The sequence below is a fragment of the Cellulomonas oligotrophica genome (assembly GCF_013409875.1).
GTDB lineage: Bacteria > Actinomycetota > Actinomycetes > Actinomycetales > Cellulomonadaceae > Cellulomonas > Cellulomonas oligotrophica.
This window is the reverse complement of record NZ_JACCBK010000001.1, coordinates 196142-223094: the sequence shown is the minus strand read 5'-3', so window position 1 is coordinate 223094 and position 26953 is coordinate 196142. Positions and strand designations below refer to the sequence as shown.

At 76.4% G+C, this 26953-nt stretch carries 17 protein-coding genes and 4 tRNA genes; 7 read left to right on the top strand and 14 right to left on the bottom strand.

The features are described 5' to 3' along the window. Positions 1-102: 102 nt before the first annotated feature. Positions 103-2151, bottom strand: a complete 2049-nt coding sequence (locus BKA21_RS00985) for an NAD(+) synthase (RefSeq protein WP_170208998.1) — start codon at positions 2149-2151, stop codon at positions 103-105. A 98-nt stretch (positions 2152-2249) separates the two neighbouring features. Then, positions 2250-2321: transfer RNA gene (locus BKA21_RS00980), tRNA-Val, on the bottom strand. A 374-nt stretch (positions 2322-2695) separates the two neighbouring features. On the opposite strand from BKA21_RS00980, the gene BKA21_RS00975 reads away from it, so the two are divergent. After that, positions 2696-3124 (top strand): SsgA family sporulation/cell division regulator, encoded by a 429-nt coding sequence (locus BKA21_RS00975; RefSeq protein ID WP_140459034.1) that lies wholly within the window; start codon positions 2696-2698, stop codon positions 3122-3124. A gap of 114 nt (positions 3125-3238) precedes the next feature. Here the strand turns inward: BKA21_RS00975 and BKA21_RS00970 are convergent, their stop codons facing one another. Together BKA21_RS00970 and BKA21_RS00965 are read right to left on the bottom strand one after the other, a co-directional pair. Beyond that, a complete protein-coding gene (locus tag BKA21_RS00970) occupies positions 3239-4102 on the bottom strand; it encodes an aminotransferase class IV (protein ID WP_140459035.1) in 864 nt (287 codons plus the stop codon). 4 nt (positions 4103-4106) lie between these two features. Further along, positions 4107-5234 carry a chorismate-binding protein gene (locus BKA21_RS00965; RefSeq protein ID WP_140459036.1) on the bottom strand — a complete coding sequence of 376 codons (1128 nt, stop codon included), beginning with the start codon at positions 5232-5234 and terminating at the stop codon, positions 4107-4109. A 250-nt stretch (positions 5235-5484) separates the two neighbouring features. Between BKA21_RS00965 and BKA21_RS00960 the strand changes: the two genes are divergently transcribed. The 3 genes from BKA21_RS00960 to BKA21_RS00950 all read left to right on the top strand — a co-directional run bounded on the left by BKA21_RS00960 (position 5485) and on the right by BKA21_RS00950 (position 5770). Next, a tRNA-Gly gene (locus BKA21_RS00960) sits at positions 5485-5556 on the top strand. 50 nt (positions 5557-5606) lie between these two features. Then, positions 5607-5677, top strand: a tRNA-Cys gene (locus BKA21_RS00955). Positions 5678-5695: 18 nt separating this feature from the next. Continuing rightward, positions 5696-5770 (top strand) — tRNA-Val (locus BKA21_RS00950). Between the two features lie 213 nt (positions 5771-5983). Here BKA21_RS00950 and BKA21_RS00945 read toward each other — a convergent pair. Both BKA21_RS00945 and BKA21_RS00940 read right to left on the bottom strand, forming a co-directional pair. Then, positions 5984-7009: a glycoside hydrolase family 43 protein gene (locus BKA21_RS00945; protein WP_239072777.1), complete on the bottom strand. Its 1026-nt coding sequence runs from the start codon at positions 7007-7009 to the stop codon at positions 5984-5986. Positions 7010-7116: 107 nt separating this feature from the next. After that, positions 7117-8010: a LysR substrate-binding domain-containing protein gene (locus tag BKA21_RS00940; protein ID WP_140459227.1), complete on the bottom strand. Its 894-nt coding sequence runs from the start codon at positions 8008-8010 to the stop codon at positions 7117-7119. A gap of 133 nt (positions 8011-8143) precedes the next feature. Here BKA21_RS00940 and BKA21_RS00935 point away from each other — a divergent pair, with 133 nt between their 5' ends. Both BKA21_RS00935 and BKA21_RS00930 read left to right on the top strand, forming a co-directional pair. Beyond that, positions 8144-11623, top strand: coding sequence for a bifunctional proline dehydrogenase/L-glutamate gamma-semialdehyde dehydrogenase (locus BKA21_RS00935; RefSeq protein ID WP_140459038.1), 3480 nt, complete (start codon positions 8144-8146; stop codon positions 11621-11623). A gap of 173 nt (positions 11624-11796) precedes the next feature. Continuing rightward, entirely contained in the window at positions 11797-12555 is a 759-nt protein-coding gene (locus tag BKA21_RS00930) for a PAS and ANTAR domain-containing protein (protein WP_170208999.1), read from the top strand. Between the two features lie 42 nt (positions 12556-12597). On the opposite strand, the gene BKA21_RS00925 is transcribed toward BKA21_RS00930, so the two are convergent. From BKA21_RS00925 to nirB, 7 genes are all read right to left on the bottom strand, one after another. After that, entirely contained in the window at positions 12598-13332 is a 735-nt protein-coding gene (locus tag BKA21_RS00925) for a GAF and ANTAR domain-containing protein (protein ID WP_140459040.1), read from the bottom strand. A 105-nt stretch (positions 13333-13437) separates the two neighbouring features. Beyond that, complete coding sequence (locus BKA21_RS00920) at positions 13438-14610, bottom strand: SLC13 family permease (RefSeq protein WP_140459041.1); 1173 nt, start codon at positions 14608-14610, stop codon at positions 13438-13440. Positions 14611-14698: 88 nt separating this feature from the next. Beyond that, positions 14699-15451 carry a sirohydrochlorin chelatase gene (locus BKA21_RS20065; protein ID WP_239072776.1) on the bottom strand — a complete coding sequence of 251 codons (753 nt, stop codon included), beginning with the start codon at positions 15449-15451 and terminating at the stop codon, positions 14699-14701. Then, positions 15448-16557 (bottom strand): uroporphyrinogen-III synthase, encoded by a 1110-nt coding sequence (locus BKA21_RS00910; RefSeq protein ID WP_140459229.1) that lies wholly within the window; start codon positions 16555-16557, stop codon positions 15448-15450. Before BKA21_RS00910 ends, BKA21_RS20065 begins: the two co-directional genes overlap by 4 nt. A gap of 8 nt (positions 16558-16565) precedes the next feature. After that, complete coding sequence (cobA, locus tag BKA21_RS00905; protein ID WP_140459042.1) at positions 16566-17813, bottom strand: uroporphyrinogen-III C-methyltransferase; 1248 nt, start codon at positions 17811-17813, stop codon at positions 16566-16568. Continuing rightward, positions 17810-18283, bottom strand: coding sequence for a nitrite reductase small subunit NirD (gene nirD / locus BKA21_RS00900; protein ID WP_140459043.1), 474 nt, complete (start codon positions 18281-18283; stop codon positions 17810-17812). The genes cobA and nirD overlap by 4 nt, the downstream gene beginning before the upstream one ends. Continuing rightward, positions 18280-20871, bottom strand: a complete 2592-nt coding sequence (gene nirB / locus BKA21_RS00895; protein ID WP_140459044.1) for a nitrite reductase large subunit NirB — start codon at positions 20869-20871, stop codon at positions 18280-18282. Before nirB ends, nirD begins: the two co-directional genes overlap by 4 nt. Positions 20872-21105: 234 nt before the next feature. Between nirB and BKA21_RS00890 the strand changes: the two genes are divergently transcribed. Further along, entirely contained in the window at positions 21106-22671 is a 1566-nt protein-coding gene (locus BKA21_RS00890) for a molybdopterin-dependent oxidoreductase (protein ID WP_140459045.1), read from the top strand. A 10-nt stretch (positions 22672-22681) separates the two neighbouring features. Here BKA21_RS00890 and BKA21_RS00885 read toward each other — a convergent pair whose 3' ends face one another. Then, positions 22682-26899, bottom strand: coding sequence for a bifunctional nitrate reductase/sulfite reductase flavoprotein subunit alpha (locus tag BKA21_RS00885; RefSeq protein ID WP_140459046.1), 4218 nt, complete (start codon positions 26897-26899; stop codon positions 22682-22684). Positions 26900-26953 lie beyond the last annotated feature (54 nt).

Below are 26953 nucleotides of genomic sequence, written 5' to 3'. Positions count from 1 at the left end.
GAGCCGGGCGTGGTCGATGCTACCGACCCGGCCGTCCCCGTCCGCACGGATCGCCGGGCCGGCGGCACGGCCCGACGTCGGTGCCGCGGCCCCGCACGGGGGTCAGCGGGGCCCGTCGGGCACGTGCGCGACGTCGGCCAGCCACGCGGCGGCGCTCGCGTCGGACGGCATCCGCCAGTCCCCGCGCGGCGACATCGTGCCGCCCGCGCTGACCTTGGGCCCGTTCGGCAGCGCCGACCGCTTGAACTGGCTGGCGAAGAACCGGCGCAGGAACACCTCGAGCCACCGCCGGACGGTCGGCAGGTCGTAGGCGGTGCGCGCGTCCGCGGGGAAGCCGGGCGGCCACGCGCCGGCCTGCGCGTCGCGCCACGCGTGCCAGGCCAGGAACGCGACCTTGCGCGGCCGCGTGCCGTGCCGCAGCACCTGGTAGAGCGTGAAGTCCTGCAGCGCGTACGGCCCGACGACGTCCTCCGTGCGCTGCAGCGGCTCGCCGTCGCGGGCCGGCACGAGCTCGGGCGAGATCTCCTGGTCCAGCACCCGGCCCAGCACCTCGTTCGTCTCCGCACCGAAGTGGTCCTCGGCGATCACCCAGCGGATCAGGTGCTGGATGAGCGTCTTGGGCACGCCGGCGTTGACCGCGTAGTGCGACATCTGGTCGCCCACGCCGTAGGTGCACCAGCCCAGCGCGAGCTCGGACAGGTCGCCGGTGCCCAGCACGATCCCGCCGCGCTGGTTCGCGGCCCGGAACAGGTAGTCGGTCCGCAGCCCGGCCTGCACGTTCTCGAACGTGACGTCGTAGACCTCCGCGCCGGTGCCGGCGGGGTGCCCGAGGTCGGCGAGCACCTGCCGCGCGGCGGGGCGGATGTCGATCTCCTCGGCGGTCGTGCCGAGCGCCCGCATGAGGGCCCAGGCGCTGCCCCGGGTGGCCTCGCTCGTGGCGAAGCCCGGCATCGTGAACGCGAGCACGTCGCTGCGCGGGCGCCCGAGCCGGTCCATCGCGCGCGCCGCCACGATCAGGGCGTGCGTGGAGTCGAGGCCGCCGGACACCCCGACGACGACCTTGGCGTCCCCGACGGCCCGCAGCCGCTGCTCGAGCCCCGAGACCTGGATGTTGTAGGCCTCGTAGCAGTCGAGCGCGAGGCGCTGCGGGTCGTCGGGCACGAAGGGGAACCGGTCGACGGTGCGCCGCAGGCCCACGTCGCCCGCGGGCGGGGCCAGCGTGAAGGGCACCCGCCGCAGGTCGGCGCCCGCGGGCGCGAGGCCGCTCGCGCGCCGGTTGTCGTCGAAGGTGCCCGTGCGCATGCGCTCGGACCGCAGCCGGTCCAGGTCGACGTCCGCGACCGCCGTGCGCGGCCCGTCGGGGAACCGCTCCGTCTCGGCCAGCAGGTCGCCGAGCTCGTAGACCATGGTCTGCCCGTCCCAGGACAGGTCGGTCGTCGACTCCCCCTGCCCGGCCGCGGCGTACACGTAGGCGGCCTGGCACCGGGCCGACGCCGACCGCACGAGCAGCCGGCGGTCCTCGGCACGGGCCACCGTCACCGGGCTGCTCGACAGGTTGACGAGCACCGTCGCCCCGGCGAGCGCGGCCGTCGCGCTCGGCGGCACGGGCACCCACATGTCCTCGCAGACCTCGACGTGCAGGACGAGCCCGGGCACGTCGTCGGCCTCGAAGAGCAGGTCGGGGCCGACCGGGACCCGCTGGCCCGCGACGGTGGTCGTGCCGCGCACCTCGTCACCGGGGGCGAACCAGCGCCGCTCGTAGAACTCGCGGTACGTGGGCAGGTGCGACTTGGGCGCGACGCCGAGCACGCGCCCGCGGTGCACCACGACGGCGGCGTTGAGCAGGCGGCTGCCGTGCCGCAGGGGCGCGCCGACCACGAGCACGGGCAGCAGGTCGACGGACGCGTCGACGAGGGTGCGCAGCGCGTCCTCGACGGCGTCGAGCAGCACGTCCTGCAGGAAGAGGTCGTCGATGGCGTACCCGGACAGGCACAGCTCGGGGAACACCGCGACGGCCACGGCGTCGTCGTGGCAGGCCCGCGCCGCGTCGAGCACGGCGGCGACGTTGGCCGCCGGGTCGGCGACGGTGACGGGAACGGTGCACGCGGCGACGCGGGCGAACCCGTGGGCGTAGGCCGAGAAGAAGTCCACGTCAGGAGTCTTCCACGGGGCCCTTCGCCGGTGGCACACAGGTGGCACGGAACACGAAAGCCCCGGCCGAAGCCGGGGCCTTCCTGCTGGAACACGTGTGGGCGATACTGGGTTCGAACCAGTGACCTCCTCGGTGTGAACGAGGCGCTCTACCACTGAGCCAATCGCCCGTCGCACGCCACCCGTGGGCGGCGTGCGCAGACGATGCTAGCCCAAGTCTCGACGACTTCCGAACCGGGCGCCGGACGGCGCCACGACGGTCCGCCGGCCGGGTCGGGCGAGCACCGGGCCGGTGGTCGTCGGGCCCCGCCACCCGTCCGGAGGACACGACCCGTCCCGGACCGTCCGGGCCGGCCCTGCACACGTCCGGGTGAAGCGCAAGGCCCGCACCAGCACGGACACCGACGTCGCAAACGTTTCAGTCCCCGGCCCCTTGCGTCCGGGCGGGTGAACTCCACCTGTGGGCAGGTCCTAACCGGCCGCTGGCCTGCCATGATGGTCCGACACGAGCAGCCGCGCTCGCAGCACATGACAGGAGGACCCGATGACAGACTCGTCGTACGACGTCGTCGAGGTCGTTGCCATGCAGCTCATCGGGTCCGACGCGAGCGTCATCCCCGTCTCCGCCGAGCTGTCCTTCCGGACGAGCGACCCGTACACGGTGCGCGCAGTCTTCACCGGTGCCCACACGATGTCGACCTGGCTGCTCGGGCGCGAGCTCCTCGCGCAGGGCGTGCACGCCACGGCCGACGCGCCCGCCGGCACCGGCGACGTGCAGGTCTGGCGCGACGACGACCCCGACTACACGCTCGTGTCGCTCAGCGGCGTGGAGGGCAGCGCTCTCCTGGCCGCGCCGACCGAGCCGTTCGTGCGGTTCCTGACGGCGACCGAGTCCCTCGTCCCCGTGGGGGCCGAGTCCGACCGCATGGAGGGCGAGATCTCCGCCCTCATCGCGGCGCTGCTCACCGCCTGACGCCACCGCACCACCACCCGGCCGGCCCGCACCTCGTGCGTGGCCGGCCGTCGTGCGTCCCGTCACGGTCCGCGACGCCCGGCGCCGGCGCCCGCCCGCGCGCACGCAGAGGCGTCAGGGGTCCAGGTCGTCCGCCATCCGCGCCTCGACGAGCGCGCGGACCTGCTGGGACAGCTCCCCCGCGGCGACGGGCGTGCCGTCGAGCTCGACGACGGGCGTGACGTTGCGGATGGACCCGGTCAGGGCGAGCCCGGCGCGCCCCGCGACGACCTCGTCGAGCACCGCCCAGGGCAGCTCGTCGGGTGCGGCCTCGCGCACGGGCAGGCCCGCCTGCGCGGACCACTCGAGCACGAGGGCCCGCGTGATCCCCGCGAGGCAGCCCGTCTCGAGCGACGGCGTGAGGAGCTCTCCCCCGGTCTCGACGAACACGTTCGACCCGGTGCCCTCGCTCAGGCGTCCGCGGGTGTCGGCCAGGAGCGCCTCGTCGGCGCCCGCGGCCGTGGCGCGGCCCAGCGCGACGACGTTCTCGCCGTAGGACGTGGTCTTGAGGCCGGCCAGCGGCGACCGCTCGTTGCGGACCCACGGCACGCGGACGGCGCGCGACGTGCGCAGCCCGGACGCCGGGGCGGCCACGACCACGACGGTCGGGCGCTGCTCGGCGGGGGCGAACCGGCCCGAGCCCATCGGCCCCGGGCCGCCGGTCACGGTGATCCGCAGGCGGCCCGCGTCGGACCCGGCCGCGGCGAGCACCGCGTCGACGCCCTCGCGGACCTCGTCGAGGGGCAGCGGCGGCAGCCCCAGGCCGCGCGCGGACGCCTGCAGGCGGGCGAGGTGGCGCGTCAGGGCGAACGCGCGGCCGTCGACGACCGCGCAGGTCTCGAAGACCCCGTCGCCGACGGTGAGCCCGTGGTCGACCGCCGTCAGGACGGGCTCGTCGGGTCCTCGCAGCCGGCCGCCGGCCCAGATCGTCGTCACCACGCGGTCATCCTGCCACCCCCGGCGGCGGTGCCCCGGTCGAGGCCAGGGCGACGAGACGGGCGGCCTTGAGCTCGGTCTCGTCCCACTCCTGCTCGGCGTCGCTGCCCCAGGTGATGCCCGCGCCCGTGCCGAACCGGAGCACGCCGTCGGTCCACCAGAACGTGCGGATGGCCACCGCGAGCTCGGCGCGCAGGGTGCCGTCCTCGTCGACGCGGGCCCAGCCGACGAGCCCGCAGTAGGGTCCGCGCGGCACGGGCTCGAGCGCGGTCAGCAGCCGCAGGGCCGAGCTCTTGGGCGCGCCCGAGACCGACCCGGGCGGGTACGTGGCGTCGAGCAGGTCGGCCAGCACGGCACCACCCGGGCGGCGCGGCGCGAGGAGGTCGCCCGCCACGGTCGAGACGAGGTGCACGAGACCGGGGTGCTGCTCGACGGCCAGCAGGTGCTCGACCCGCACGGTGCCGGGGCGGCACACCTGCTGCAGGTCGTTGCGGACGAGGTCGGTGATCATGACGTTCTCGGCACGGTCCTTGGCGCTGAGCCCGTCGGGCGTGCGGGCGGTGCCCTTGATCGGGGCCGACGTGACCACGCCGTCCTGCACGCGCAGGAAGAGCTCGGGCGACGCCGTGACGACCCAGCAGGCCGGCACCGGCCCGCCGGTCGGCACGTGCACGCCGCCGCCGTAGGGCGCGGGGTTGCCGTGGGCCAGCCGGGCCCCGAGGGCGCGCGCGTCCGGCTCGCCGGGCAGGGGCGCGCCCAGCACCCGGCAGAGGTTGGCCTGGTAGACGTCACCGGCGCGGATGCTGGCGCGGACCTCGTGGACCGCGTCGACGTACGCGGCCTCACCCAGGGACGTGGTCCACGCCTCCGGCGCGGGCCCGCGCCACTCCCCCGCGGCGGACGGGCCGGGGACGTCGGGAGCGGTCCGCACGTCGGCGAACCGCCAGGCGTCCACCTGCCCCTCGAACGTGCCCACGAGGGCCCACCAGCCCGGCCCCAGCCGGTCGGGGTGCGCGCGCACGTCCACGTGCTCGACGACGCCGCGCGCGTGCACGCCCGCGAACCAGGCCTCCCCCGGGGCGACGGCACCGGGCCCGCCCGGACGGGGACGGGGGGCGGACGCAGGCTCGGGCACGGCCCCAACCTACCGAGCCGCCCGGGCACCCCTCGTGCGCCGTCCCGCGGCCGCCGCGCGGCCCGACCGGCAGCACCGGTGCCAGAGGCGGGCCGCTGACCTGCGCGGGGACCCCCCGGAGGGCCGCGGGAGGGGCCGCCCGGGACCCGCGTCACCCCTCTGCCGGGGCCCGGTTGGACTCTTCCCGAGATCGTGGTCTAGAGTCTTCGACGCACCACGGAACGCCGGTGAAACGGCAGGAAGTGGCAGTGCGGACGTGGCTCAGTGGTAGAGCATCACCTTGCCAAGGTGAGGGTCGCGGGTTCGAATCCCGTCGTCCGCTCGGAGGGTTTCCTGGTCGGCTCCCGAGCCGTTGAGGACTCCGGTCTCACCGGTGGAGTGGCCGAGTGGCTAGGCAGCGGCCTGCAAAGCCGTCCACACGGGTTCGAATCCCGTCTCCACCTCGGCTTTCACCACCGCATGGGCGATTGGCGCAGCGGTAGCGCGCTTCCCTGACACGGAAGAGGTCACTGGTTCGATCCCAGTATCGCCCACCAGCTCGAATGCATGACAGAGCCCGTTCCGGAGCATTCCGGGACGGGCTTTCTGCTGCACGCCCGCCGAGGCACGCGGCCAGCGCGACCTCTCGCCGATCACCACGGTGCGGCGCCGGGCTCCTGCCGGGGCTCCGGCGGCCGGGACCCGGTGACAGCCGGCACTCCGCAGCGCGTCACGGGCCGGGTGCAGCACTCCCCGGCCCGTGACGTCGGTCACGCCGGCAGGGGTGCGGCGGCGGGGCTGCCGTCGGGGGCGAGCACCTGCGTCGAGGTCGGGGTGGGGCGGGTGTCGGGCACGGGTGGGCCCCAGAGGGGGTTGCCGTCGGCGTCGAACGGCAGGACCTGGGCGCGGGCGTGCCGATTCGGGTCGCGCAGGGGGTCGCCGACGATCTCGGTGTAGGTGCGCGCGTGGTAGACGAGCACGACCCGACCGTCAGGGGTCTGCGTGAACGAGTTGTGGCCGGGGCCGTACTGGCCGTTCTCGGGCGCGGACACCACGACGGGGTCGGGGTGCTTGGTCCAGGAGGCCGGGTCGAGCAGGTCGGCGTCGGCGTCGGCGGTCAGCAGGCCCATCGCGTAGTCGACACCCGTCGCGGCGCCGGAGTACGTGAGGAAGACCCGGCCGTCGCGCACGAGCACCGCGGGGCCCTCGTTGACCCAGAAGCCCTTGACCTCCCAGTCGTGCTCGGGGCGGCTGAGCAGGACCGCGGGCCCGGCGAGGGTCCAGGGGTTCGCCATGGGGGCGATGTAGAGGTTGGAGTGCCCGCGGATCGTCACGTCCTGCTGGGCCCACACGAGGTACTGGCGGCCGTCGAGGACGACACTCGTGGCGTCGAGCGCGAAGGACTCCCAGCCGGTGTCCACCTGCCCGCGCTCGACCCAGGTGCCGTCCAGGGGGTCCGGAGAGGCGTTCTCGAGGACGAAGACCCGGTGGTTGAACGTGGGCGCGGCGCCGGGGGCGTCGGCGCGGCCCTCCTCGTCGGGCGCGGCGGCGAAGTAGACGTACCAGCGGCCGTCGACGCGGTGCAGCTCCGGCGCCCAGACCAGGCGGGAGGCAGGCCCGTCGGCGGGCGGCTGCCAGATCGTCGTCTCCGGCGCGGCCTGGAGGTCCTCGAGCCGGTCGGCCACGCGCAGGACGATGCGGTCGTAGTCCGGGTGGGACGCGGTGAACCAGTACCGGCCCTCGTGCCGGAGCACCCAGGGGTCGGCGCGCTGCAGCACGATCGGATTGACGTCCACGGGATCGCTCACTCTCTCTTCAACGTTGTAGGTGCAACGTTGTAGAACAGTCCCGCGCCGTGCCGCCGGGTGTCAACCCCGGCCGCTGCCCGTCGTGGAGCCGCAGGTCAGCCCGCGGCCACCTGCTCCAGGGTGGTGCGCAGCGCGCGTGCCGCCGGCGACCCGAGGCCCGAGGTGCGCTGGGCGGTGAACACCGTCCGGCACGGACGGTCCGGCAGGTCGACGAGCCGGCACGTCGTGGTGCGGCCCCGCCACACCAGGTCCGGCAGCAGCGCGACCGCGTTGCCCGACTCGACCAGGCGGATCTGCGTCTGCAGGTCCGCGCTCTCGTGCCGCACGTCGGGCTCGAACCCTGCCGTCCGGCAGAGCTGCTCGGCGAAGTGCCGGGACGCCGTGCCGCGCGGCTCCATCACCCACGGCACCGCCGCGGCGCCCGCCAGGTCCCGCACGCGCCAGGGCGCCACGCCGACCGGCGGCAGGGTCAGCCGGATCACGTCCGACGTGAGGTCGCGCCGGTCGAGACCCGGCCACCACGGCGCTGCGTGCGCGGGGTACTGCTCCGCGACCACCATGTCGAAGTCCCGCGCCCACGTCTCGTGCAGGGCCTGCTCGGGCTCGCGCTGGACCATCTCGACACGTACCTGGGGGTGCGCCTCGGCCATCAGGCGCAGCGCCGCGGGCATGAGCGCGAGCGCCACCGACTGGAACACCGCGACCCGGACGGTCCCACGGACCTCGGTGAGCGAGGCGGCCAGCTCGGCCTCGGCCCGCTCGATCGTCGCGAGCAGCTCGTCGGTCGCCGCGACCAGCACCTCGGCCTGGGGCGTCAGCTGCACCCCCCGGCCCGCCTTGCGCAGCAGCACCATGCCCGTCTCGCGCTCGAGCTGGCTCAGCTGCTGCGAGACGGCCGACGGGCTGTAGCTCAGCGCCTGGGCGACGGCCGCCAGGGTGCCGCGCACCGCGAGCTCGCGCAGGATGACCAGACGACGCACGTCGAGCACGGCGGACCTCCGACTCATCAGCTCAGGTGACGAACACTATGCGCAAACAGTCGCTGTTCCTGACGGCTCGGCCCGCCGCAGAATGGCCGCACGCGGCACCGGGCCGCGTCCGCCCAGGTCAGAGCGAGGCACCATGACGTCCCCCAGCACCCTGCACACCCCCGCCGGCGCCGACGCCACCGACCCCGCCCTCGCGCAGGAGGCGGTCGCCCTCGTGCGGCGATGGCTGCGCGAGGCCGCCGACCACCCCGTCGACCCCTCGGCCGCCCAGCTCGCCGCCGCGCTCAAGGACCCCGACGGGCTGCCCTTCGTCGTCGGGTTCGTCGACGGTGTGGTGCGCCCCGAGGACCGGCGGGTCGCGGCCCGCACCCTGCGCGACCTGTCGCGACGCTCCCCCGCGTTCCTGCCCGGCCCGCTGCGGGCCGCGCTGCGCGTCGGGGGCGCGCTCGCCCCCGCCCTGCCCGACGTCGTCGTGCCCGTCGCCCGGCGCGTGCTGCGCGAGATGGTCGGCCACCTCGTCGTCGACGCGAGCGACCGCGCCCTGGGCCACGCGATCGACCGCGTGCGGCGCGACGGCGTGCGACTCAACGTCAACCTGCTCGGCGAGGCCGTCCTGGGCCGGCGCGAGGCCGACCGCCGCCTGGCCGGGACGCGGCGCCTGCTGGCCCGCGACGACGTCGACTACGTGTCGATCAAGGTCTCCGCGACCGACGCCCCGCACAGCGCCTGGTCGTTCGACGAGACCGTCGCCGAGGTCGTCGAGCACCTCGCCCCCCTCTTCGCCCTCGCCGCGGCCTCCCCCACCCCGAAGTTCGTCAACCTCGACATGGAGGAGTACAAGGACCTCGACCTCACGGTCGCGGTGTTCACGCGGCTGCTCGACCGCCCCGAGCTCGAGCGGCTCGAGGCCGGGATCGTCCTGCAGGCGTACCTGCCCGACGCGCTCGCCGCGATGCAGCACCTGCAGTCCTGGGCGGCGGAGCGCCGGGCCCGCGGCGGGGCCGGCATCAAGGTCCGCCTCGTCAAGGGCGCGAACCTGCCCATGGAGCAGGTCGAGGCCGAGCTGCACGGCTGGCCGCTGGCCACCTGGGGCACCAAGCAGGACACCGACACCGGCTACAAGCGCGTGCTGGACTGGGCGCTGCACCCCGAGCGCGTGGCGAACGTGCGCCTGGGCGTGGCCGGGCACAACCTCTTCGACGTCGCGTACGCCTGGCTGCTGGCCGGCCGGCGGGGCGTCCGGCACGCCGTGGAGATGGAGATGCTGCTGGGGATGGCCCAGGGCCAGGCCGAGGCCGTGCTGCGCGAGGTCGGCGGGCTGCTGCTGTACACGCCCGTGGTGCACCCCCGCGAGTTCGACGTCGCGATCGCCTACCTCATCCGCCGGCTCGAGGAGGGCGCCTCCTCGGCGAACTTCATGTCCGCGGTGTTCGACCTCGACCGCGACGAGGCGCTGTTCGCCCGCGAGCGCGACCGGTTCCTGGCGTCGCTGGCCGCGCTGGACGGCGAGGTGCCCGGACCGCACCGGGTGGCGGACCGCCACGCGGCGACCCCGCCGGCGGCGCCCGGGGCCTTCCAGAACACCCCGGACACGGACCCGTCGGTGCCGGCGAACCGCGCCTGGGTGCGGGACGTGCTGGCCCGAGTGCCCGGGTCGACGCTCGGGCAGGCGACGATCGCGCAGGCGCGGGTGGACGACGCCGGGACCCTGGACGAGGTGCTGCGGTCCGCGCAGGCCGCGGGCCGGGCGTGGGGTGCGCGGCCGGCGGCCGAGCGGGCCGCCGTGCTCGACCGGGCCGGACGGGCGCTGGAGGAGCACCGCGGGCGGCTGCTGGAGGTCATGGCGGCCGAGGCGGGCAAGACCGTCGACCAGGGCGACCCGGAGGTGTCCGAGGCGGTCGACTTCGCCCACTGGTACGCCGAGCTCGCGCGGGGCCTGGCGGACGTCGACGGTGCCCGGTTCGTGCCCGCGGCGCTGACGCTGGTGACGCCGCCGTGGAACTTCCCGGTCGCGATCCCGGCGGGGTCGACGCTGGCGGCGCTGGCCGCGGGCTCCGCGGTCGTGCTCAAGCCCGCGGCGCCGGCGCAGCGGTGCGGCGCGGTGCTCGCGGAGGCGCTGTGGGAGGCCGGCGTCCCGCGCGACGTGCTGCATCTCGTGCAGGTCGACGAGCAGGGCCTCGGCCGCGACCTGGTCGCCCACCCGGCCGTGGACCGGGTGGTCCTCACCGGGGCGTACGAGACGGCCGAGCTGTTCCGCTCGTTCCGGCCCGACCTGCCGCTGCTGGCGGAGACGTCGGGCAAGAACGCGATCGTCGTGACCCCGTCGGCCGACCTCGACCTGGCGGTGCGCGACGTCGTGCAGTCGGCGTTCGGGCACGCGGGCCAGAAGTGCTCGGCCGCGTCCCTGGTGATCCTGGTGGGCTCGGTCACGCGGTCGCGCCGGTTCCGCGACCAGCTGCTCGACGCGACGGCGTCTCTCGTGGTGGGCCCGGCGCACGACCCGCGCACGCAGATGGGCCCGCTGGTCGAGCCCGCCGCGGGCAAGCTGCTCGACGGGCTGACGCGGCTGGACGCGGGCGAGCGGTGGGCGCTGGCGCCGCGGCGGCTGGACGACGAGGGCCGGCTATGGACGCCGGGGATCCGGACCGGGGTGGCCCGGGGGTCGCGCACCCACCTGACGGAGTACTTCGGTCCCGTGCTCGGCGTCATGACGGCCGCGACCCTCCAGGAGGCGGTCGCGCTGCAGAACGACGTCGCGTACGGGCTCACGGCCGGGCTGCACTCGCTCGACCGCGACGAGATCGCGACCTGGCTGGGCACGGTCGAGGCGGGCAACCTCTACGTGAACCGCGGCACCACCGGCGCGATCGTGCGTCGGCAGCCGTTCGGCGGGTGGAAGCGGTCGGCGGTGGGCCCCGGCTCCAAGGCGGGCGGGCCGAGCTACCTCCTGGGCCTGGGGTCCTGGCAGCCCGGCACCGCGACGCAGGGGGCGCCGGTCGAGCACCCGGAGGTGCGCGCGCTCCTCGACGCAGCGGCAGCCGTCCTCGACGCCGACGACCTGACGTCCCTGGGGCGGGCGGCCGCGAGCGACGCCCTCGCGTGGGCGGGTCCGCTGGCGCCGCAGGACCCCAGCGGGCTGCGGTGCGAACGGGACGTGCTGCGGCACCTGCCGCTGCCGGTCCCGGTGCTGGTCCGCGCCGCGCGGGGCGCGCGGACCGTGGACGTGGTGCGCGTGCTCGCGGCCGCGGCCCTCGTGGGGACGCCCGTCGTGGTGTCCGCCGACTCGGCCCTCGCGACGACGGTGCCGGGGACGACCGCCGTGCACGTCGAGGACGCCGACGCGTTCGCGGTGCGCGTGGCGGCTGCGGCCGACGCGCACGGCGGGGCGCGCGTGCGGGTCGTCGGGGGCGACGGGCAGGCCCTGATCGCCCTCGCGCACGCCACGGGCGGGCGGCCCGATGTCGCCGTGTGGCACCACCCGGTGACCGAGGCGGGCCGCGTGGAGATCCTGCCGTTCGTCCGCGAGCAGGCCGTGAGCGTCACCGCCCACCGGTTCGGCACGCCGCACGACCTGGTGGACGGGCTGCTCGGCACCCCGGTTCCGCGGCGCTGACGACCGACGCCCCTCGCACCGGTGCCCGGCGGTGCGAGGCGTCGTCGCGCCCCGGGCGGCAGGCGCTCCGTCCCTGGTGGGGGGCATGTTTGCGTCCGCCGGGGTGCTCGCCTAAGTTGTCGACCCGGGTCAGGACACGGCCCCGCCCGTCCGCATCGACAGGAGCACCTGCCGTGTCCACGACCACCCGCGCCCCTCGTCCGACCCCGCGTCGCTCCCCCGGCTCCGCGGCGGCGCCCGCCTCGTCCGCACCGCCCGCCGCCCGGTCCGCCGACGCCCGTCCGCGACCTGCGGACGCGTCCGGCGCGGCACGCCCCGGCGCACGCGGCACCGCCCCGGCGGTCCGGCTGACGGGCAGCGCTGCGGACGGGACGTGGTGGTGGTCGGACGGCTGCTACGCGCTGCACGGGTTCACGCCCGGGGACGTGGTGCCGACGACCGAGCTGATGCGGGCGCACGTGCACCCCGACGACCGGCAGGAGTGGTGGGACGCGCTGACCGACGCGGGCACGACCCCGCGGGAGGCCCGGTTCCGCCTGCGGGACGCGGCCGGGCGCGAGCGCACCGTCGTCGGCGTGTGCCGGGTCCTGGGCGACGGGCAGGTGGAGGCCGTGCTCGTGGACCTGACCTCCGCGGTCGCGGTCGAGGGCGCCCGCCTGGCCACCGAGCAGATCGCGGCGTCGGCGGCGTCGCGGGCGACGATCGAGCAGGCCAAGGGCGTGGTCGCGGCCGCGTACGGGGTGAGCGTGGAGGCCGCGTTCGCCGTGCTGCGGGAGGCCTCCATGCGCAGCAACGTCGGGCTGCGGGCGGTCGCGGCCCGGCTGGTGGCGCACGTCGAGGGTCGGGGCGCCGTGGTCGAGCAGCTCGCGGCGGACGTCGCCCCGTTCCTCGTCGACGACGCCCCCGGGCACCCCGGGCCGCACCCCTCCTGAGCCGGGACGGTCCGGCCGGCGGGCCGGCGCGGGGCGCCGGGGTCAGCCCGAGCGCGCCACGAACGCGGAGGCGCGCCCCTCGCCGCCGACCTGCGCGACGATCTCGCGCGCGAGGTCGCGCAGCTTGACGTTGCGGGTCTGGGACGCGCGGCGCAGCAGGTCGAGCGCGTCGTCGGCGCCGCAGCGGTTCTGCGCCATGACGACGCCGACGGCCTGGTCGATGACGCCGCGGGACTCCAGGGCGGCCTGCAGGTCGGCGGTGCGCCGCGACAGCTCGGTCAGGCGCAGCGAGTAGCCGACGACGCGCCCGAGGTCGGCCGTGAGGTGCTCGATGCGCGCCACGTCGTCCGCGTCCCAGCGGGGCGTCTCGCTGTAGACGTTGATCGCGACGGACACGTCCGCGTCGACCGGGACGGGGAACGCCCCCGCGCAGACGAAGCCCGCGTCGAGGGCCGCGTCGCGCCACGCCGGCCACCGGTCCTCGGCGGCCAGGTCGGGGATCAGCACGGTGGCACCGGTGTCCGCCGCCGTCAGGCAGGGTCCGGCGTCGGCCGCGTACTCGACCTCGTCGCAGCGGCGCGCGCGGTCGCCGGTCGCTGCGACCGTCGTCGCGTTCCGGCCTCGGCGCAGCGTGACGCTCGTCTCGTTGACCGCCCGCAGCACCGTCGCGGACGCGTCCGCGAGCGCCTGCACCACGTGCTGCACCTCGGTCGCCCGCACCAGCTCGGCGTGCAGCCGTGCCGTGGTGAGCTCGACGGACTCGTCCGTCCCGTCCATCGCCGTACCTCCCGTGCGCCCGGCGCTGACGCCGGGGTCCTCGGCCCAGACCGTAGCGGAGCGCACGGCCGTCCGCCGCACGGGGCTGCGCCGTCCGGTGGTGCGTCAGGTCGTCAGGACGAGCGCGGCGACGGCCGCCAGCACCACGGGCGCGCACAGCAGCAGACCCTGCCGGACGACGACGCCGACCGGCACGTGCAGGAGCACCTGCCGGCACCGCTGCCACCATAGGACCGTCGCGAGCGACCCCCAGGGCGTCATGAGGGGGCCGGCGCCGGTGGCGACGAGGAGCACCGCCACGCGCAGGGGGTCCGCCCCGGCGACGGGCTCCAGCGCCAGGTAGGCGGGCAGGTTGTTCACGGCGTTCGCGGCCAGGACCCCGACCGCAGCGAGCCGCAGCAGGGCGCCGGGGTCGGACCCGTCGCCGGCCGCGGCGTGCAGCAGGGCGGCCGAGCCCTGCGCGTGCAGGGTCGCCACGACGACGAACAGGCCTGCGACGACCAGGAGGGTGCGCCAGGGCACGAGCTGGGCGGGCGGCACCGGCCACGGCCGCCGCCGCAGGCGGGTCGCGACCACGAGGACCACCGCCGCGACCCCCGCCGCGAGGAACGGCTCGACGCCCGCGACGAACGCGGCAGCCATCGCCGCGGTGACGACCGCCGCGACGACCAGCAGGGCACGGTCGGCGGGGACGGGACCGGGGGCCAGGTCGAACCGTCCCGCGATCGCCGCGCGGTCGCGCAGGGCCACGAGCAGCACCGTGACGAGGACCGCGACGAGCGCGGGCACGGCCATCAGGGCGAGGAAGTCCACGCCCTGGCGGCGCAGGGTGCGGTCGGCGAGCAGGTTCGTCAGGTTCGACACCGGCAGCAGCAGGGAGGCGGTGTTCGCCAGGGCCAGGACGACGAGGGCGAACGGCAGGGGGCGCGACCCGGTGCGGCGGGCCAGCGCGACGACGACGGGTGTGACCAGCACGGCCGTGGTGTCGAGCGAGAGCACCGCCGTCGAGACCGTCGCGACGACGACGACGAGCAGCCACAGCACGGGACGGCGCCCGCGCGCAGCCCGGGCCGCGAGGCCCGCGGCGGCGTCGAACAGGCCGGCGCCGGCGCACATCTCGGCGACGACGGTCAGCGCCGCGAGGAACGCCAGCACGGGCAGGGTCCGCTCGGCGAGCGCCCGGGCGTCGGCGGAGGGCAGCGCACCGGTGGCCACGAGCACGGACGAGACGAGGAGGGCGACGAGCCACCACGGGACACGACGCAGGGCGGCGCTCACAGGGCGTGACGGTACGTGCCGCACGGCCCTCCCGCGCGACGACGCCGCCGGGCGGGACGGTCGGCCGCCGGGCGGGAGGCCGGCGGCGTCAGGGCGTCGCCGCGACCTCGTCGCGGGACCAGGTCGCAGCCGCCCGCGCCACGTGGGCGTCGTACCGGTCCAGGACGACCTCGGCGAGCCGCGGGTCGGGGGCGAGGGCGTCGGTGACGACGTCGGCGCCCGCCTCGAGCACCCGGTCGAGGAAGAACCCGGGCGCGAGCAGGTACGACGCGACGACGACGCGCCCGCCGGGCACCAGGCCGGCGCGGGCCTGCTCGACCGCGGCGGGCACGCGCGGGTGCGCCCCCGCGCCGAAGCCGACGACGACGTCGCGCCCGAGCCGGGCGGCGAGCCCGTCGGCGACGACCCGGACGGCGTCGGCCGCGGCGGGGTCGCTGGACCCGGCGGCCGCGAGCACGACCGCGTCGTGCTCGGCCAGGCCCGCCGCGGCGAGCCGGTCGGCGAGGATCTCCACGAGCCGGGGGTCGGGCCCGAGCGGGCCGGACGCCGCCGCCCCGGGACGGTCGACCGCGGCGGCGACGTCGACCTTGGTGTGGAACCCCACGGACAGCAGCAGCGGGACCACGACCGCCGGTGCGACGTCGAGCGCGTCGGTCACGACGTCCGCGACCTCGGGCTGCTGGACGTCGACGAACGCCTCGCGCACGTCCAGGCCGGGTCGGGCGGTGGCGACGTCGACGAGGATCGACGCGATCGCCGCACGGCCCGCCCGGCTGTCGGTGCCGTGCGAGCAGCCGACGAGCACGGGCGCGGGGGCGGCGGGGCGGGGGGTGCCGGTCACGTCTGCTCCTGGAGCTCGAGGCGGTAGCCGCGCTTGACGACGGTCTTGACGAGGGCGCGCGACCCCGTGGCCTCGCGCAGGCGCGCGATCGCGACCTCGGCGGCGTGCGGGTCGGCGGAGTCGCCGGGCAGCGCCGCGAGGACCCGCTCGCGGGGGACGACCGAGCCGCGCGCGGACGCGAGCACCCGCAGCACCTCCAGGCCGGTGCGCGACAGCGGCAGGACGTGACCGTCGAGCACCGCCGCGGCCCGGTGCACCCGCAGGGGCCCGGCGACGGTGTCGAGGGCCTCGAGTCCGCCGTAGTGCGTGACGACGGCGCGCACGAGCGAGCCGAGACGGCCCCGGTCCGGCATGAGCGGGTCGATCCCCTCGTCCTGCAGCGGGCGTGCCGTCACCGGTCCGACCGCGGCGAACACGACGGCACCCGCGCGTTGCCGGCGGACGATCTGCTCCAGCGTCCCGGCGTCACGCGCGGCGGCGACCCACGCCGCCGCGCCCGGTGCCGAGGTGAACACCACGGTGTCGACCTCGCCGTCGGCGACCGACCGGGTCGACGCGGCCACGAGCTCGGGGTCGGGCGGCGGCCCCCACCGGTACACGACCAGGTTGCGCACGCGGGCACCGGCCACGCGGAACGCCTCGTCCAGGCCGTCCGCTCCGGCGCCGTGGTGCTGGATGACGACGTCGCGGCCCGCGACGCCCTCGTCGAGCAGGACCTCGGCGATCTCCGCGGACGTCTCGGACTCCGCGACCCAGTCCGCGCTCAGGCCGGCGGCCTGGATCGCGCCACGGGCCTTGGGGCCGCGGGCGATGATGCGGGTGCCCTGGAGGGTCTCGACGAGCCGGTCCGCCAGGCCCGCGGCGTCCGCGGCCTCGATCCAGCCGCGGAACCCGATGCCCGTGGTGACGACGACGACCTCCGGCGGCGACGCCAGCACGGTGCGGGTCTGCGCGAGCAGCTCGACGTCGTCGGTGTGCGGGATCATGCCCAGCGACGGGGCGTGCCGGATGGTGGCACCGCGCCGCTGCAGCGCGGCGCTCAGCTCGCCCGCGCGCCGGTCGGCGGTCACGAGCACCACGCAGCCGGCGAGCGTCTGGTCGATCATCTCGGCGCTCACCCCGCCATTGTGACGGCCGGCACCGGCTCCGCGTCCAGCAGACCCGGTGCGGCGACGGCACCGAGCACGATCACGGCCGGTGCGCGGACCCCGCGCTCGGCCGCGGCGCGCACGACGTCGTCCAGCGGCGCCCGCGTGACGCGCTGCGCGTCGCACGTCGCCTGCTCGACCAGCGCGACGGGCGTCGTGCCCGGCACCCCGGCCGCGAGCGCGTCCGCGGCCAGCCCGGGCAGCGCACCGACCCCCATGAGCACGACCACGGTGCAGGAGGCGTCGCGCAGCCCGGTCAGGGCAGCCGGCGACCACCCGTCGGTGCCGTTCATCACGTGCACGGCGCCGACGACGCCCCGGTGCGTCAGCGGGATGCCCGCCGCGAGCGGTGCGGCGAACGCGCTGGACACCCCGGGCAGCACGCTGACCGGCACCCCGGCCTCGCGGCAGGCCAGCACCTCCTCGCCGCCGCGCCCGTACACGAACGGGTCGCCGCCCTTGAGGCGGACCACGACCCGGCCGCGCTGGGCCTGCTCGACGAGGATCCGGTTGATCTCGTGCTGCGGCACCGGGTGGTGACCGGGGCTCTTGCCGACGTCGACGACCTCGACGTCGGCCGGGAGCTCGTCGAGGACCGGCGTGGGGCCGAGGCGGTCGGCGACGACGACGTCCGCCTCGGCGAGGGCCCGGCGGCCCGCGACGGTGAGCAGGTCGACGTCGCCGGGGCCGCCGCCCACGAGGACGACCCGGCCGGAGCCGGGCACGGGCGGGCGGCGTCGACGCAGGTCGGCGCCGCCCCCGCGGAGCCAGTCGGCGACAGCGTCAAGGACCTGGCGCGAGCGGTTCGGGTCGGCCGCGCCCGTCGAGACGACACCGAGCACGACGTCGCCGGCGCGGGTCTGGGCCGGCGTGCGGGCGGACCCGCGGGCGGCCCGGCGCGGTCCGCCCGCGTCGACGCAGAACACGCGGCGCTCGTGGGCCCAGGCGACGACGGACTCGTCGGTGGCGCGGTCCCCCGTCGCGGTGTGCACGAGCCACGCCCCGTCGAGGTCGCCGGCCTCGACCTCCGCCTGGCGCCAGCGCACCGCGCCGACGGTCACGAGGTCCGCGAGCTGCTCGCACACGGCCGGTGCGACGACGAGGACGTCGGCGCCCTCGGCGAGCATCGCCTCGACGCGGCGCGCGGCGACCGGCCCTCCCCCGGCCACCACGACGCGCCGGCCGGCGAGCTCGACGCCCAGCAGCGCGGTCACGGGCGCACCTCGCCGTCGCCCGGGACGCCCGCACGGATCGACCCCGCGCCGTGCGCGTCCACGCCGGTCGGCACCGTCCCGATCTCGACCGTCCCGTCGACGACCCGCACCGGCCACGTGCGCAGGTCGGCCGACGCGCCCGGCACGGGCTGCTTGCCGGCGACGTCGAGGCACACCCCGGTGCGCAGGTCGAACACCTGCTTGTACATCGGTGAGGCCACCGTCGGGACCTCGACGCCGTCGACGTCGCGCGAGCCGACGATCCCGCGGGACAGCACGTGCGCGTCGCTGAACGGGTCGTGCTGCTGCACCGCCAGGACGCGGCCGTCCACGAGGCGGAAGACCGCGACCTGCACGAGCGCGGGCCCGTCGGGCACGAGGGCGGCCGCACCGCGCTCGGTGGCGAGCGCGTCGAGGGGGCACACGGCCACCCAGGCCACGGTGCGCTGCGGGGCGTCGAGGGTCGTCATGACCGCACCTCCAGGGTCGAGCCGGCGACGAGGACGGGTTCGCCGCGCTCGGCGGCGGCGCGCTCGGCGGCGGTCGCGGGGCGGACCTGCCCCCGTTCGGCGACGTACGCGAGCGACGGGTCGGGCGTGTCGGGGGCGTTGACGAAGGACGCGAACCGGCGCAGCTTCTCGGGATCGTCGAGGGTGGCGCGCCACTCGTCCTCGTAGTCCTCGACGTGCCGGGCCATCTGCGCGTCGAGGTCGGCCCCGATGCCGAGGGAGTCGTCCATGACGACGGCGCGCACGCCGTCCAGGCCGCCCTCGACCTCCTCGATCCACGGCGCGGTGCGCTGCAGCCGGTCGGCGGTGCGCACGTAGTACAGGAGGAAGCGGTCGATGGTGCGCACGAGGGTCGGCGTGTCGAGGTCCTCCGCGAGGAGCTTCGCGTGCCGGGGCGTGAACCCGCCGTTGCCGCCGACGTACACGTTCCAGCCCTTGTCGGTGGCGATGACGCCGACATCCTTGCCGCGGGCCTCGGCGCACTCGCGCGCGCAGCCGGACACCCCGAGCTTGATCTTGTGCGGCGAGCGCAGGCCCCGGTACCGCAGCTCGAGCATCACGGCCAGCGCCACGGAGTCCTGCACCCCGAACCGGCACCACGTCGACCCGACGCAGGACTTCACGGTCCGCAGCGACTTGCCGTAGGCGTGCCCCGACTCGAACCCGGCGTCGACCAGGCGCTGCCAGATCAGCGGCAGCTGGTCGATGCGGGCGCCGAACATGTCGATCCGCTGCCCGCCCGTGATCTTCGTGTACAGCCCGAAGTCGCGGGCGACCTCGCCGATCGCGATGAGCCCGGCGGGCGTGACCTCGCCGCCGGCCATGCGGGGCACCACCGAGTACGACCCGTCCTTCTGCAGGTTCGCCATCACGTGGTCGTTGGTGTCCTGCATCGCGGCCCGCTCGCCGTCCAGCACGTGCGCGGGCGCCGTGGTCGCCAGGATCGAGGCGACGGCGGGCTTGCAGATGTCGCAGCCGCGCCCCGCGGCCCGGGTGCCGAACCGCTCGACGACCTCGGTGAACGTGCGGACCCCGGCGACGCGCACGGCGTCGTAGAGCTGGGCCCGCGACAGGGCGAAGTGCTCGCACAGGGCCGTCGAGACCGTGACGCCGAGCTTCTCCAGCTCGGTGGCCATGAGCTTCTTGACCAGGGGCAGGCACGAGCCGCAGCTGGTCCCGGCGCGCGTGCAGGCCTTCACCGCACCGAGGTCGTGGCAGCCCTCGTCGGTCACCGCGTGGCGGATCTGCCCGGCCGAGACGTTGTTGCACGAGCAGACGCCGGCGTCGTCGGGCAGCTCGAGGTCGGGGGCGCCGCCGGTGCCCTCGGGCAGCAGGAACGCCGACGGGTCGCCGGGCAGCTCGCGGCCGAGCATGGGGCGCAGGCTCGCGTACGCGCTCGCGTCGCCGACGAGGACGCCGCCGAGGAGGGTGCGCGCGTCGTCGGACAGCACGAGCTTCTTGTAGACGCCCGCGACCGGGTCGGCCCAGACGATCTCCAGCGCGCCCGGGGTGCGGGCGAACGCGTCGCCGAAGCTCGCCACGTCGACGCCCGCGAGCTTGAGCTTGGTGGCCGTGTCGGCGCCGGGGAACGCCGAGACGCCCCCGAGGAGCCGGTCGACGGTGATCTCGGCCATCGTGTACCCGGGGGCGACCAGGCCGATGCAGGCGCCCTGGATGCACGCGACCTCGCCGACCGCGGACACGTCCGGGTCGTCGGTCAGGCACGTGTCGTCGACGACGACGCCGCCGCGCGGGCCGATCGTCAGGCCGGCGTCGCGCGCCAGCTCGTCGCGGGGCCGCACGCCCGCGGCCACGACGACGACCTCGGCGTCCATCCGCGTGCCGTCCGCGAGCTCGACCCGGCCGACCCCGCCGCGCCGGTGCTCGTGCACCCGGGTCGTCATCGCCTGCGTGCGCACGCCGATCCCGATGCGGTTGATGAGGCGGCGCAGCGCCTCGCCGCCGCCGAGGTCCACCTGCGCGGACATCAGGTGCGTGTCGACCTGCAGCACCGTGGAGCGCGCCCCGAGCGCGTCGAGCGCGCCGGCGGCCTCCAGGCCCAGCAGGCCGCCGCCGAGGACCACGCCGCGCACCGGGCCGGACCGCTCGGCCTGCAGGTCGTGCACGTACCCGCGCAGCGCCGCGACGTCGTCGAGCGTGCGGTACACGAACACGCCCGGCAGGTCGGCGCCCTCCATGGGCGGCACCCACGCGTACGAGCCCGTCGCCAGGACGAGGTGGTCGTAGCCGAACGTGCGGCCGGACGCGGTCGTCACGGACCGGGCGGCCCGGTCGACCGCCACGGCCTTGTCGCCGCGGACCAGCGTGACGAGCGGGTCGTCCCAGAGGGCCGGGTCGCCGAGCGCGAGCTCCTCGGGCGAGCGGCCCGAGAAGAAGCTGGTCAGGGCGACCCGGTCGTAAGGGCGGCGCGGCTCCTCGGCGAGCACCGTGACGTGCCACGCGCCGGCCGTGTCGCGGTCGCGCAGGGCCTCGACGAGCCGTTGGGCGACCATGCCGCCGCCGACGACGAGCAGGTGACGTGCGTGCATGGGGGGCTCCCTCGTGGGGGTCGGACGGGGGAAGGGCGTCGTCGTCGACGGTAGGGACGGCGTGTTTCGTCCGGGGGTGCGCGGCCGTTACCCCGCCGGAACGCTTTGCGCACACCCCGGCGGGCACGGCTGTGAGGTCGCGGGACCTCGGTCCCACGACCTCACCGCCGCCAGGCCGTTCCCGCGGGCCCCGACCGCCGCGTCGGGCGCGCGCCGCCGGGCTAGCGTGGGCCCGTGAGCACCCCCGGCACCCCCCGACGGCCCGGCCCGCTCGCCCCCGGCGCGGGGGCCGCCGCGGCCGCGGGCGTGGCCGCCGGTGCCGTGACCACCGGCACCGGCGCCCTCGTCGCCCTGGTCACCGGGGCCTCGACCGACCCGCTCGTCGCGGTCGGCGCCGCGTTCGTCGACGCCACTCCCCCGTGGCTCAAGGACTGGGCGGTGGCCGCGTTCGGCACCGCCGACAAGGCCGTGCTCACCGCCGGGTCGGTGCTGGTGCTCGCGCTGCTCGCGGCGCTCGCCGGGGTGCTGGCGCGGTGGCGGTGGCCGGCCGGCGCGGTCCTCGTGGTCGCGCTCGGTGCCGTCGCCGGGCTCGCCGCGGTGGGCCGGCCCGACGCGGGCGTGCTCGCCGCGCTGCCGAGCGTGGCCGGGGCCCTGGCGGGGCTGCTGGTGCTGCGCGCGCTGCTGGCCCGCCTGCCCGCCGAGGTCGAGTCCGAGGACGGCGTGCCCCTGCGTGCCGGCGCGTCGCGCCGCGGGTTCCTGCAGGCCACCGCGCTGGCTGCGGGCGCCGGCGTCGTCGCGGTCGCGCTGGGGCGCGTCAGCAGCACGCTCGTGCGGGGCACTGCGGCGCTGCGCGAGGCGGTGCGGCTGCCCGCGCCCGCACGGACCGCTCCCTCGCTCGGCGACGTCGACCTCGCGGTCCCCGGCGCGGAGCCCTGGGCCACGCCGGTCACGGACTTCTACCGCATCGACACCGCCCTCGTGGTGCCCCGCGTCGACCCCGCGACGTGGACGCTGCGCGTGCACGGGCTCGTCGAGGAGGAGGTCGTGCTCACCTGGGACGAGCTGCTCGGGTCCGACCTCGTCGAGGCGTGGGTCACGCTCGCGTGCGTGTCCAACCCCGTCGGCGGCGACCTCGTGGGCAACCAGCGCTGGCTCGGCCTGCCGGTGCGCGAGGTGCTCGCCCGCGCACGGCCCACGGGCGACGCGGACATGGTGCTGTCCCGGTCCGTCGACGGGTTCACCGCGTCCACGCCGCTGGAGGTGCTCACCGACGACCGCGACGCGCTGCTGGCCGTCGCGATGGACGGGCGGCCGCTGCCCGCCGAGCACGGGTTCCCCGTGCGGATGGTCGTGCCCGGGCTCTACGGGTACGTGTCCGCGACCAAGTGGGTCACCGAGCTCGAGGTCACGCGCTTCGACGCGGTCGAGGCGTACTGGACGCAGCGGGGCTGGTCGGAACGCGGACCCGTGAAGACCCAGTCGCGCGTCGACGTGCCCCGCACCGGCGCCGAGGTCCCGGCGGGCGACGTCGTCGTCGCCGGCACGGCCTGGGCCCAGCACCGCGGCGTGAGCGGCGTGCAGGTGCGCGTGGACGACGGGCCGTGGGTCGACGCCGAGCTCGCCGCGGACGGCGGCGTCGACACGTGGCGGCAGTGGCGCCTGGTGTGGGCGGCCGAGCCCGGCGAGCACACGCTGCGGGTGCGGGCCCTGGACCCGGACGGCCCGCAGACGGGCGTGCCCGCCGAGGTCGTGCCCGACGGCGCCACCGGGTACCACGCGGTGGACGTCACCGTCGTGTGACGCGGCACCGTCAGTACACGTCACGGCCGTAGCGGCGGTCCGCGGACATCGCCTTGACGTACGCCGCCGCGTCGTCCGCGCTCATCGCCCCGTGCACCTGCACGACCTCGCGCAGCGCCGCGTCCACGTCGACCGCCATGCGCGTCGCGTCGCCGCACACGTACAGGTGCGCGCCGCGCTCCAGCCACGCCCACAGGGCCGGGCCGTGCTCGCGCATGCGGTCCTGCACGTAGACCTTGGCCCGCTGGTCGCGCGAGAACGCCGTGTCCAGGCGGGTGAGCAGCCCGTCCGCGTGCCACGCCGCGAGCTCGTCGCGGTACCAGTGGTCCGTCGCGGCGTGCTGCTCGCCGAACAGCAGCCAGTTGTCCCCCGTGTGCCCGCGGGCGCGGCGCTCGGCGAGGAACCCGAGGAACGGCGCCACGCCGGTGCCGGGCCCGACCATGACGACCGGTGCCGAGGGGTCCTGCGGCGGTCGGAAGTGCGCGTTCGGCTGCACGTGCACCGCGACCTGCGCGTCGGGGGCGCTGTCCGCGAGGAACGCCGAGCACACGCCCGTCCGGTCCGCACCCGACGGGCTGGTCCACCGCACCACCGACACCGTCAGGTGCACCCGGTGCGGGTCGACCAGGGGGCTCGACGAGATCGAGTACTGGCGCGGCTGGAGGCGGCGCAGCACGTCCACCCACTCCTGCGCCGACGCCCGCGCGCCGACCTCGGCGACCACGTCGACGGCCTGCCGCCCCCAGAGCCAGCGGGCGAGGTCGTTGCGGTTGTCCGGGCGCAGCAGGCGGCGCAGCCCGCCGTGGTCGGCGCGCTCGGCGACGAACCGCAGCAGGTCGGTCGTGGGGCGGGCGGCCTCCAGGTCGGTGCGCAGGGCCGCGGCCAGCGTCCGCTCCCCCAGCCCGTCGACGACGACCGGCGTGCCACCGTCCAGGCCGGTGGCGTCCAGCCACGCAGCCACCAGCGCGTCGGCGTTGACGGGCCGCACCGCGAGCGCGTCGCCGGCGGCGTACGTCACGGGCAGCGGGCTCGCCGAGGTGTCGAGCACGAGCTCGCGGACCTCCTTGGCCGAGCCCGGGCCGCCGAGGCGCCGGTTGCCGACGAGCACGGCCGTGCCGGGGTGGGCCCGGGTCGCGTGCGTCGGCGCGGGACGGGGCGGCGCCTCGGCCCCGACGGGCTGCGTGCGCGCGGGCGCCTCGGTCGGTGCGGCGTCGGGTGCGAGCGCGGCGACGAGGCCGTCGAGCCAGCGCTCGACGGCGTCGTCGTCGCCGGGCTCGCGCTCGAGCCGCTCGACGAGGCGGTGCGCGCCGAGCTCGGCCAGGCGACCGTCGAGGCGCCGCCCGTGCCCGCAGAACCGGTCGTACGCGGGGTCGCCGAGCGCGAGGACGGCGTAGCGGGCACCCTCGAACGTCGGTGCCTGCGGGTCGGCCAGCAGCTCCCACAGCGCGGTGCCGTTGTCGGGCGCGTCGCCGTCGCCGAACGTGCTGGTGACCAGGACGACGTCGGCGCGGCGCGGCAGCTCGTCGAGGGCGTCGTCCATGGCGACGACCTGGGGGGTGCGCCCCGTGGCCGCGAGCCGTGCGGCGGCACGGCCGGCGACCTCCTCGGCCGTGCCGGTCTGGGAGGCCCACAGCACGACGAGCGCGCGGGTCGGTGCCGCGGCTGCCGGTGCGGCGTCGGGGCGTCGCGGGGCGCGCGAGAACATGCCCGCGAGGACCCCGTCGACCCACAGCGCCTGGTCGCCGGTCAGCGGCGCGGTCGGCGGCAGCACGGGGGTGCCGGGGGTGCCGCGGCCCAGGCCGGCGAGGAACCCGGCGAGGTAGCGGCGCTCCGCGTCGCCGAGCGGCGGGGCGGTGACCTGGTCGAGGCCGAGCGCCGCACCCAGCGCGCGCATCGTCGCGGCGCCGTCCGGCGCGGCCGGGTCCGCGGCCGGCTCGTCGCCCGCCGGGACGTCGCCGGTCCGTACGGCACCGGGACGCACGGCACCGGGACGTGCGGCGACGACGGGCCGCTCGGCGGCCGGGTCCACCGGCACGGGTGTGAGGGTCACGGCGCACGCCTTGAGCTCGGGCTGGAACGACAGCGGGTCGACGGCGTCGTTGGTCACGGCGTTGACCGACAGGTACTCCCCGAACAGGTCGTTCCAGTGGAACGGGGCGAAGCAGGTGCCCGGGAGCAGGCGGTCGGTGACGACGACGGGCAGCACCGCGCGCCCGCGCCGGGACGCGACCTCGACGCGCACGCCGTCGACCAGCCCCAGGCGCCGGGCGTCGTCGGGGTTGACCTGGACGAACGGCCCGGGGTTGAGCCGGTTGAGGGCCGGCACGCGGCCCGTCTTGGTGAGGGTGTGCCACTGGTGCTGCACGCGGCCGGTGGTGAGCACGAACGGGTAGTCCTCGTCGGGCGCCTCGGCGGGCTCGACGTGCGGGCGGGCGTGGAAGACCGCACGTCCGTCGGCCGTGGGGAACACGAGCCGGGGGCGGGTGCCGTCGGGGCGCACGTGCAGGGGCTGGTGCACGCCGTCGTTCAGGTAGCGCACGGGGTTGCGGGCGGGCGCGTCCTCGCCCGCGCAGGGCCACTGCACGGGGCCGCCGCGCAGCCGGGCGTGGCTGACGCCGCGCAGGTCGTACCCGGTGCCGGGGTTCGAGGTGCGACGGATCTCCTCGAAGACCTCCTGCGCGCTGGTGTACGCGAAGCCCTCGAAGCCCATGGCCGTGGCCACCTGGGCGACGAGCTGCCAGTCCGCGCGGGCCTGGCCCGGGGGGTCCAGCACCCGCCGCGCCAGGGTCATGGTGCGCTCGCTGGAGACCATGACGCCGTCGGCCTCGGACCACAGCGCGGCCGGCAGCACGACGTCGGCGTAGGCGTTGGTCTCGGTCTCGGCGAAGACGTCCTGGGTGATCACGAGCTCGGCCCGCTCGAGACCCTCGATGACGGTCCGCCGGTTGCCGACCGACGCGACGGGGTTGGTGCAGATGATCCAGCAGGCCTTGATCTGCCCGTCGGCCATGCGCCGGAACATGTCGACCGTGCCGCGCCCGACGCCGTCGGAGCGCAGGGTGCCGGCGGGCAGCTGCCACAGGTCCTCGACGAAGGCGCGGTCCTGCGGGTCCAGGACGGTGCGCTGACCGGGCAGGCCGGGGCCCATGTAGCCCATCTCGCGTCCGCCCATGGCGTTGGGCTGCCCGGTCAGGGAGAAGGGGCCGCTGCCGCGCCGGCAGATCGAGCCGGTCGCGAGGTGCAGGTTGACCAGCGCGTTGGTGCTCCACGTGCCGTGCGTGGACTGGTTCAGGCCCATCGTCCAGCAGGAGACCCAGCGCCCCGCGGCCCCGGCGATCAGGGCGGCGGCGGCCCGCAGGTCGTCGGCCGGCACGCCCGTGAGCGCCTCGACGACGTCGGGCGGGTAGTCCGCGACGAAGCCGGGCATCTGCTCCCAGCCCCGCGTGTGCTCGGCGACGAACTCCTCGTCGACGGCGCCGGCCTCGACGAGCAGGTGCAGCAGCCCGTTGAGCAGGGCCAGGTCCGACCCGGGCCGGACCTGGAGGAACAGGTCGGCCTTGTCGGCGGTCGCGGTGCGGCGCGGGTCGACGACGACGAGCTTCGCACCGGCCTTGACGCGGTCCAGCAGCCGCAGCCACAGGATCGGGTGGCAGTCGGCCATGTTCGCGCCGATGACGAGGAACACGTCGGCGTGGTCGAGGTCCTCGTAGGAGCCGGGCGGCCCGTCCGCGCCGAGCGAGAGCTTGTACCCGGTGCCGGCGCTGGCCATGCACAGGCGGGAGTTCGACTCGATCTGGTTGGTCCGCAGGTACCCCTTGGCGAGCTTGTTGGCCAGGTACTGGGCCTCGATGCTCATCTGCCCGGACACGTACAGCGCGACGGCGTCGGGGCCGTGCTCGTCGACGATCGCGCGCAGCCGGCGGGCGACGGTGGCGACCGCGTCGTCGACGGGCGTCGCGACGGGCTCGGCCCCGCGCTCAGGACGGACCAGAGCGGTGCTGAGCCGGCCGGTGGCGGTGATGACGTCGACGCTGGTCGCGCCCTTGGTGCACAGCCGGCCGGCGTTCGAGGGGTGGGAGCGGTCGCCGCTGGCCCGGCGCACCCGCGGACCCGCGTCGCCCGTCTCGACGTCGAGGACGATGCCGCACCCCACGCCGCAGTACGAGCACACGGTGGCGACCTGGGTCGTCCCCGTGCGCTCGTCCTGGGCGGCCGTGACGGCGCTCACTGTGCCTCCGTGGTCGGGTCGTGCCGCACGTGGGGTGCCGTGGTCACGCGGGCC

Excerpts from the sequence above, each read along its gene's own strand:
- nirB (WP_140459044.1), bottom strand. The coding sequence starts at position 20,871 with ATGCACGCACGTCACCTGCTCGTCGTCGGCGGCGGCATGGTCGCCCAA.
- BKA21_RS00975 (WP_140459034.1), top strand. The coding sequence starts at position 2,696 with ATGACAGACTCGTCGTACGACGTCGTCGAGGTCGTTGCCATGCAGCTC.
- BKA21_RS00925 (WP_140459040.1), bottom strand. The coding sequence starts at position 13,332 with ATGGACGGGACGGACGAGTCCGTCGAGCTCACCACGGCACGGCTGCAC.
- BKA21_RS00935 (WP_140459038.1), top strand. The coding sequence starts at position 8,144 with ATGACGTCCCCCAGCACCCTGCACACCCCCGCCGGCGCCGACGCCACC.
- nirD (WP_140459043.1), bottom strand. The coding sequence starts at position 18,283 with ATGACGACCCTCGACGCCCCGCAGCGCACCGTGGCCTGGGTGGCCGTG.
- BKA21_RS00910 (WP_140459229.1), bottom strand. The coding sequence starts at position 16,557 with ATGATCGACCAGACGCTCGCCGGCTGCGTGGTGCTCGTGACCGCCGAC.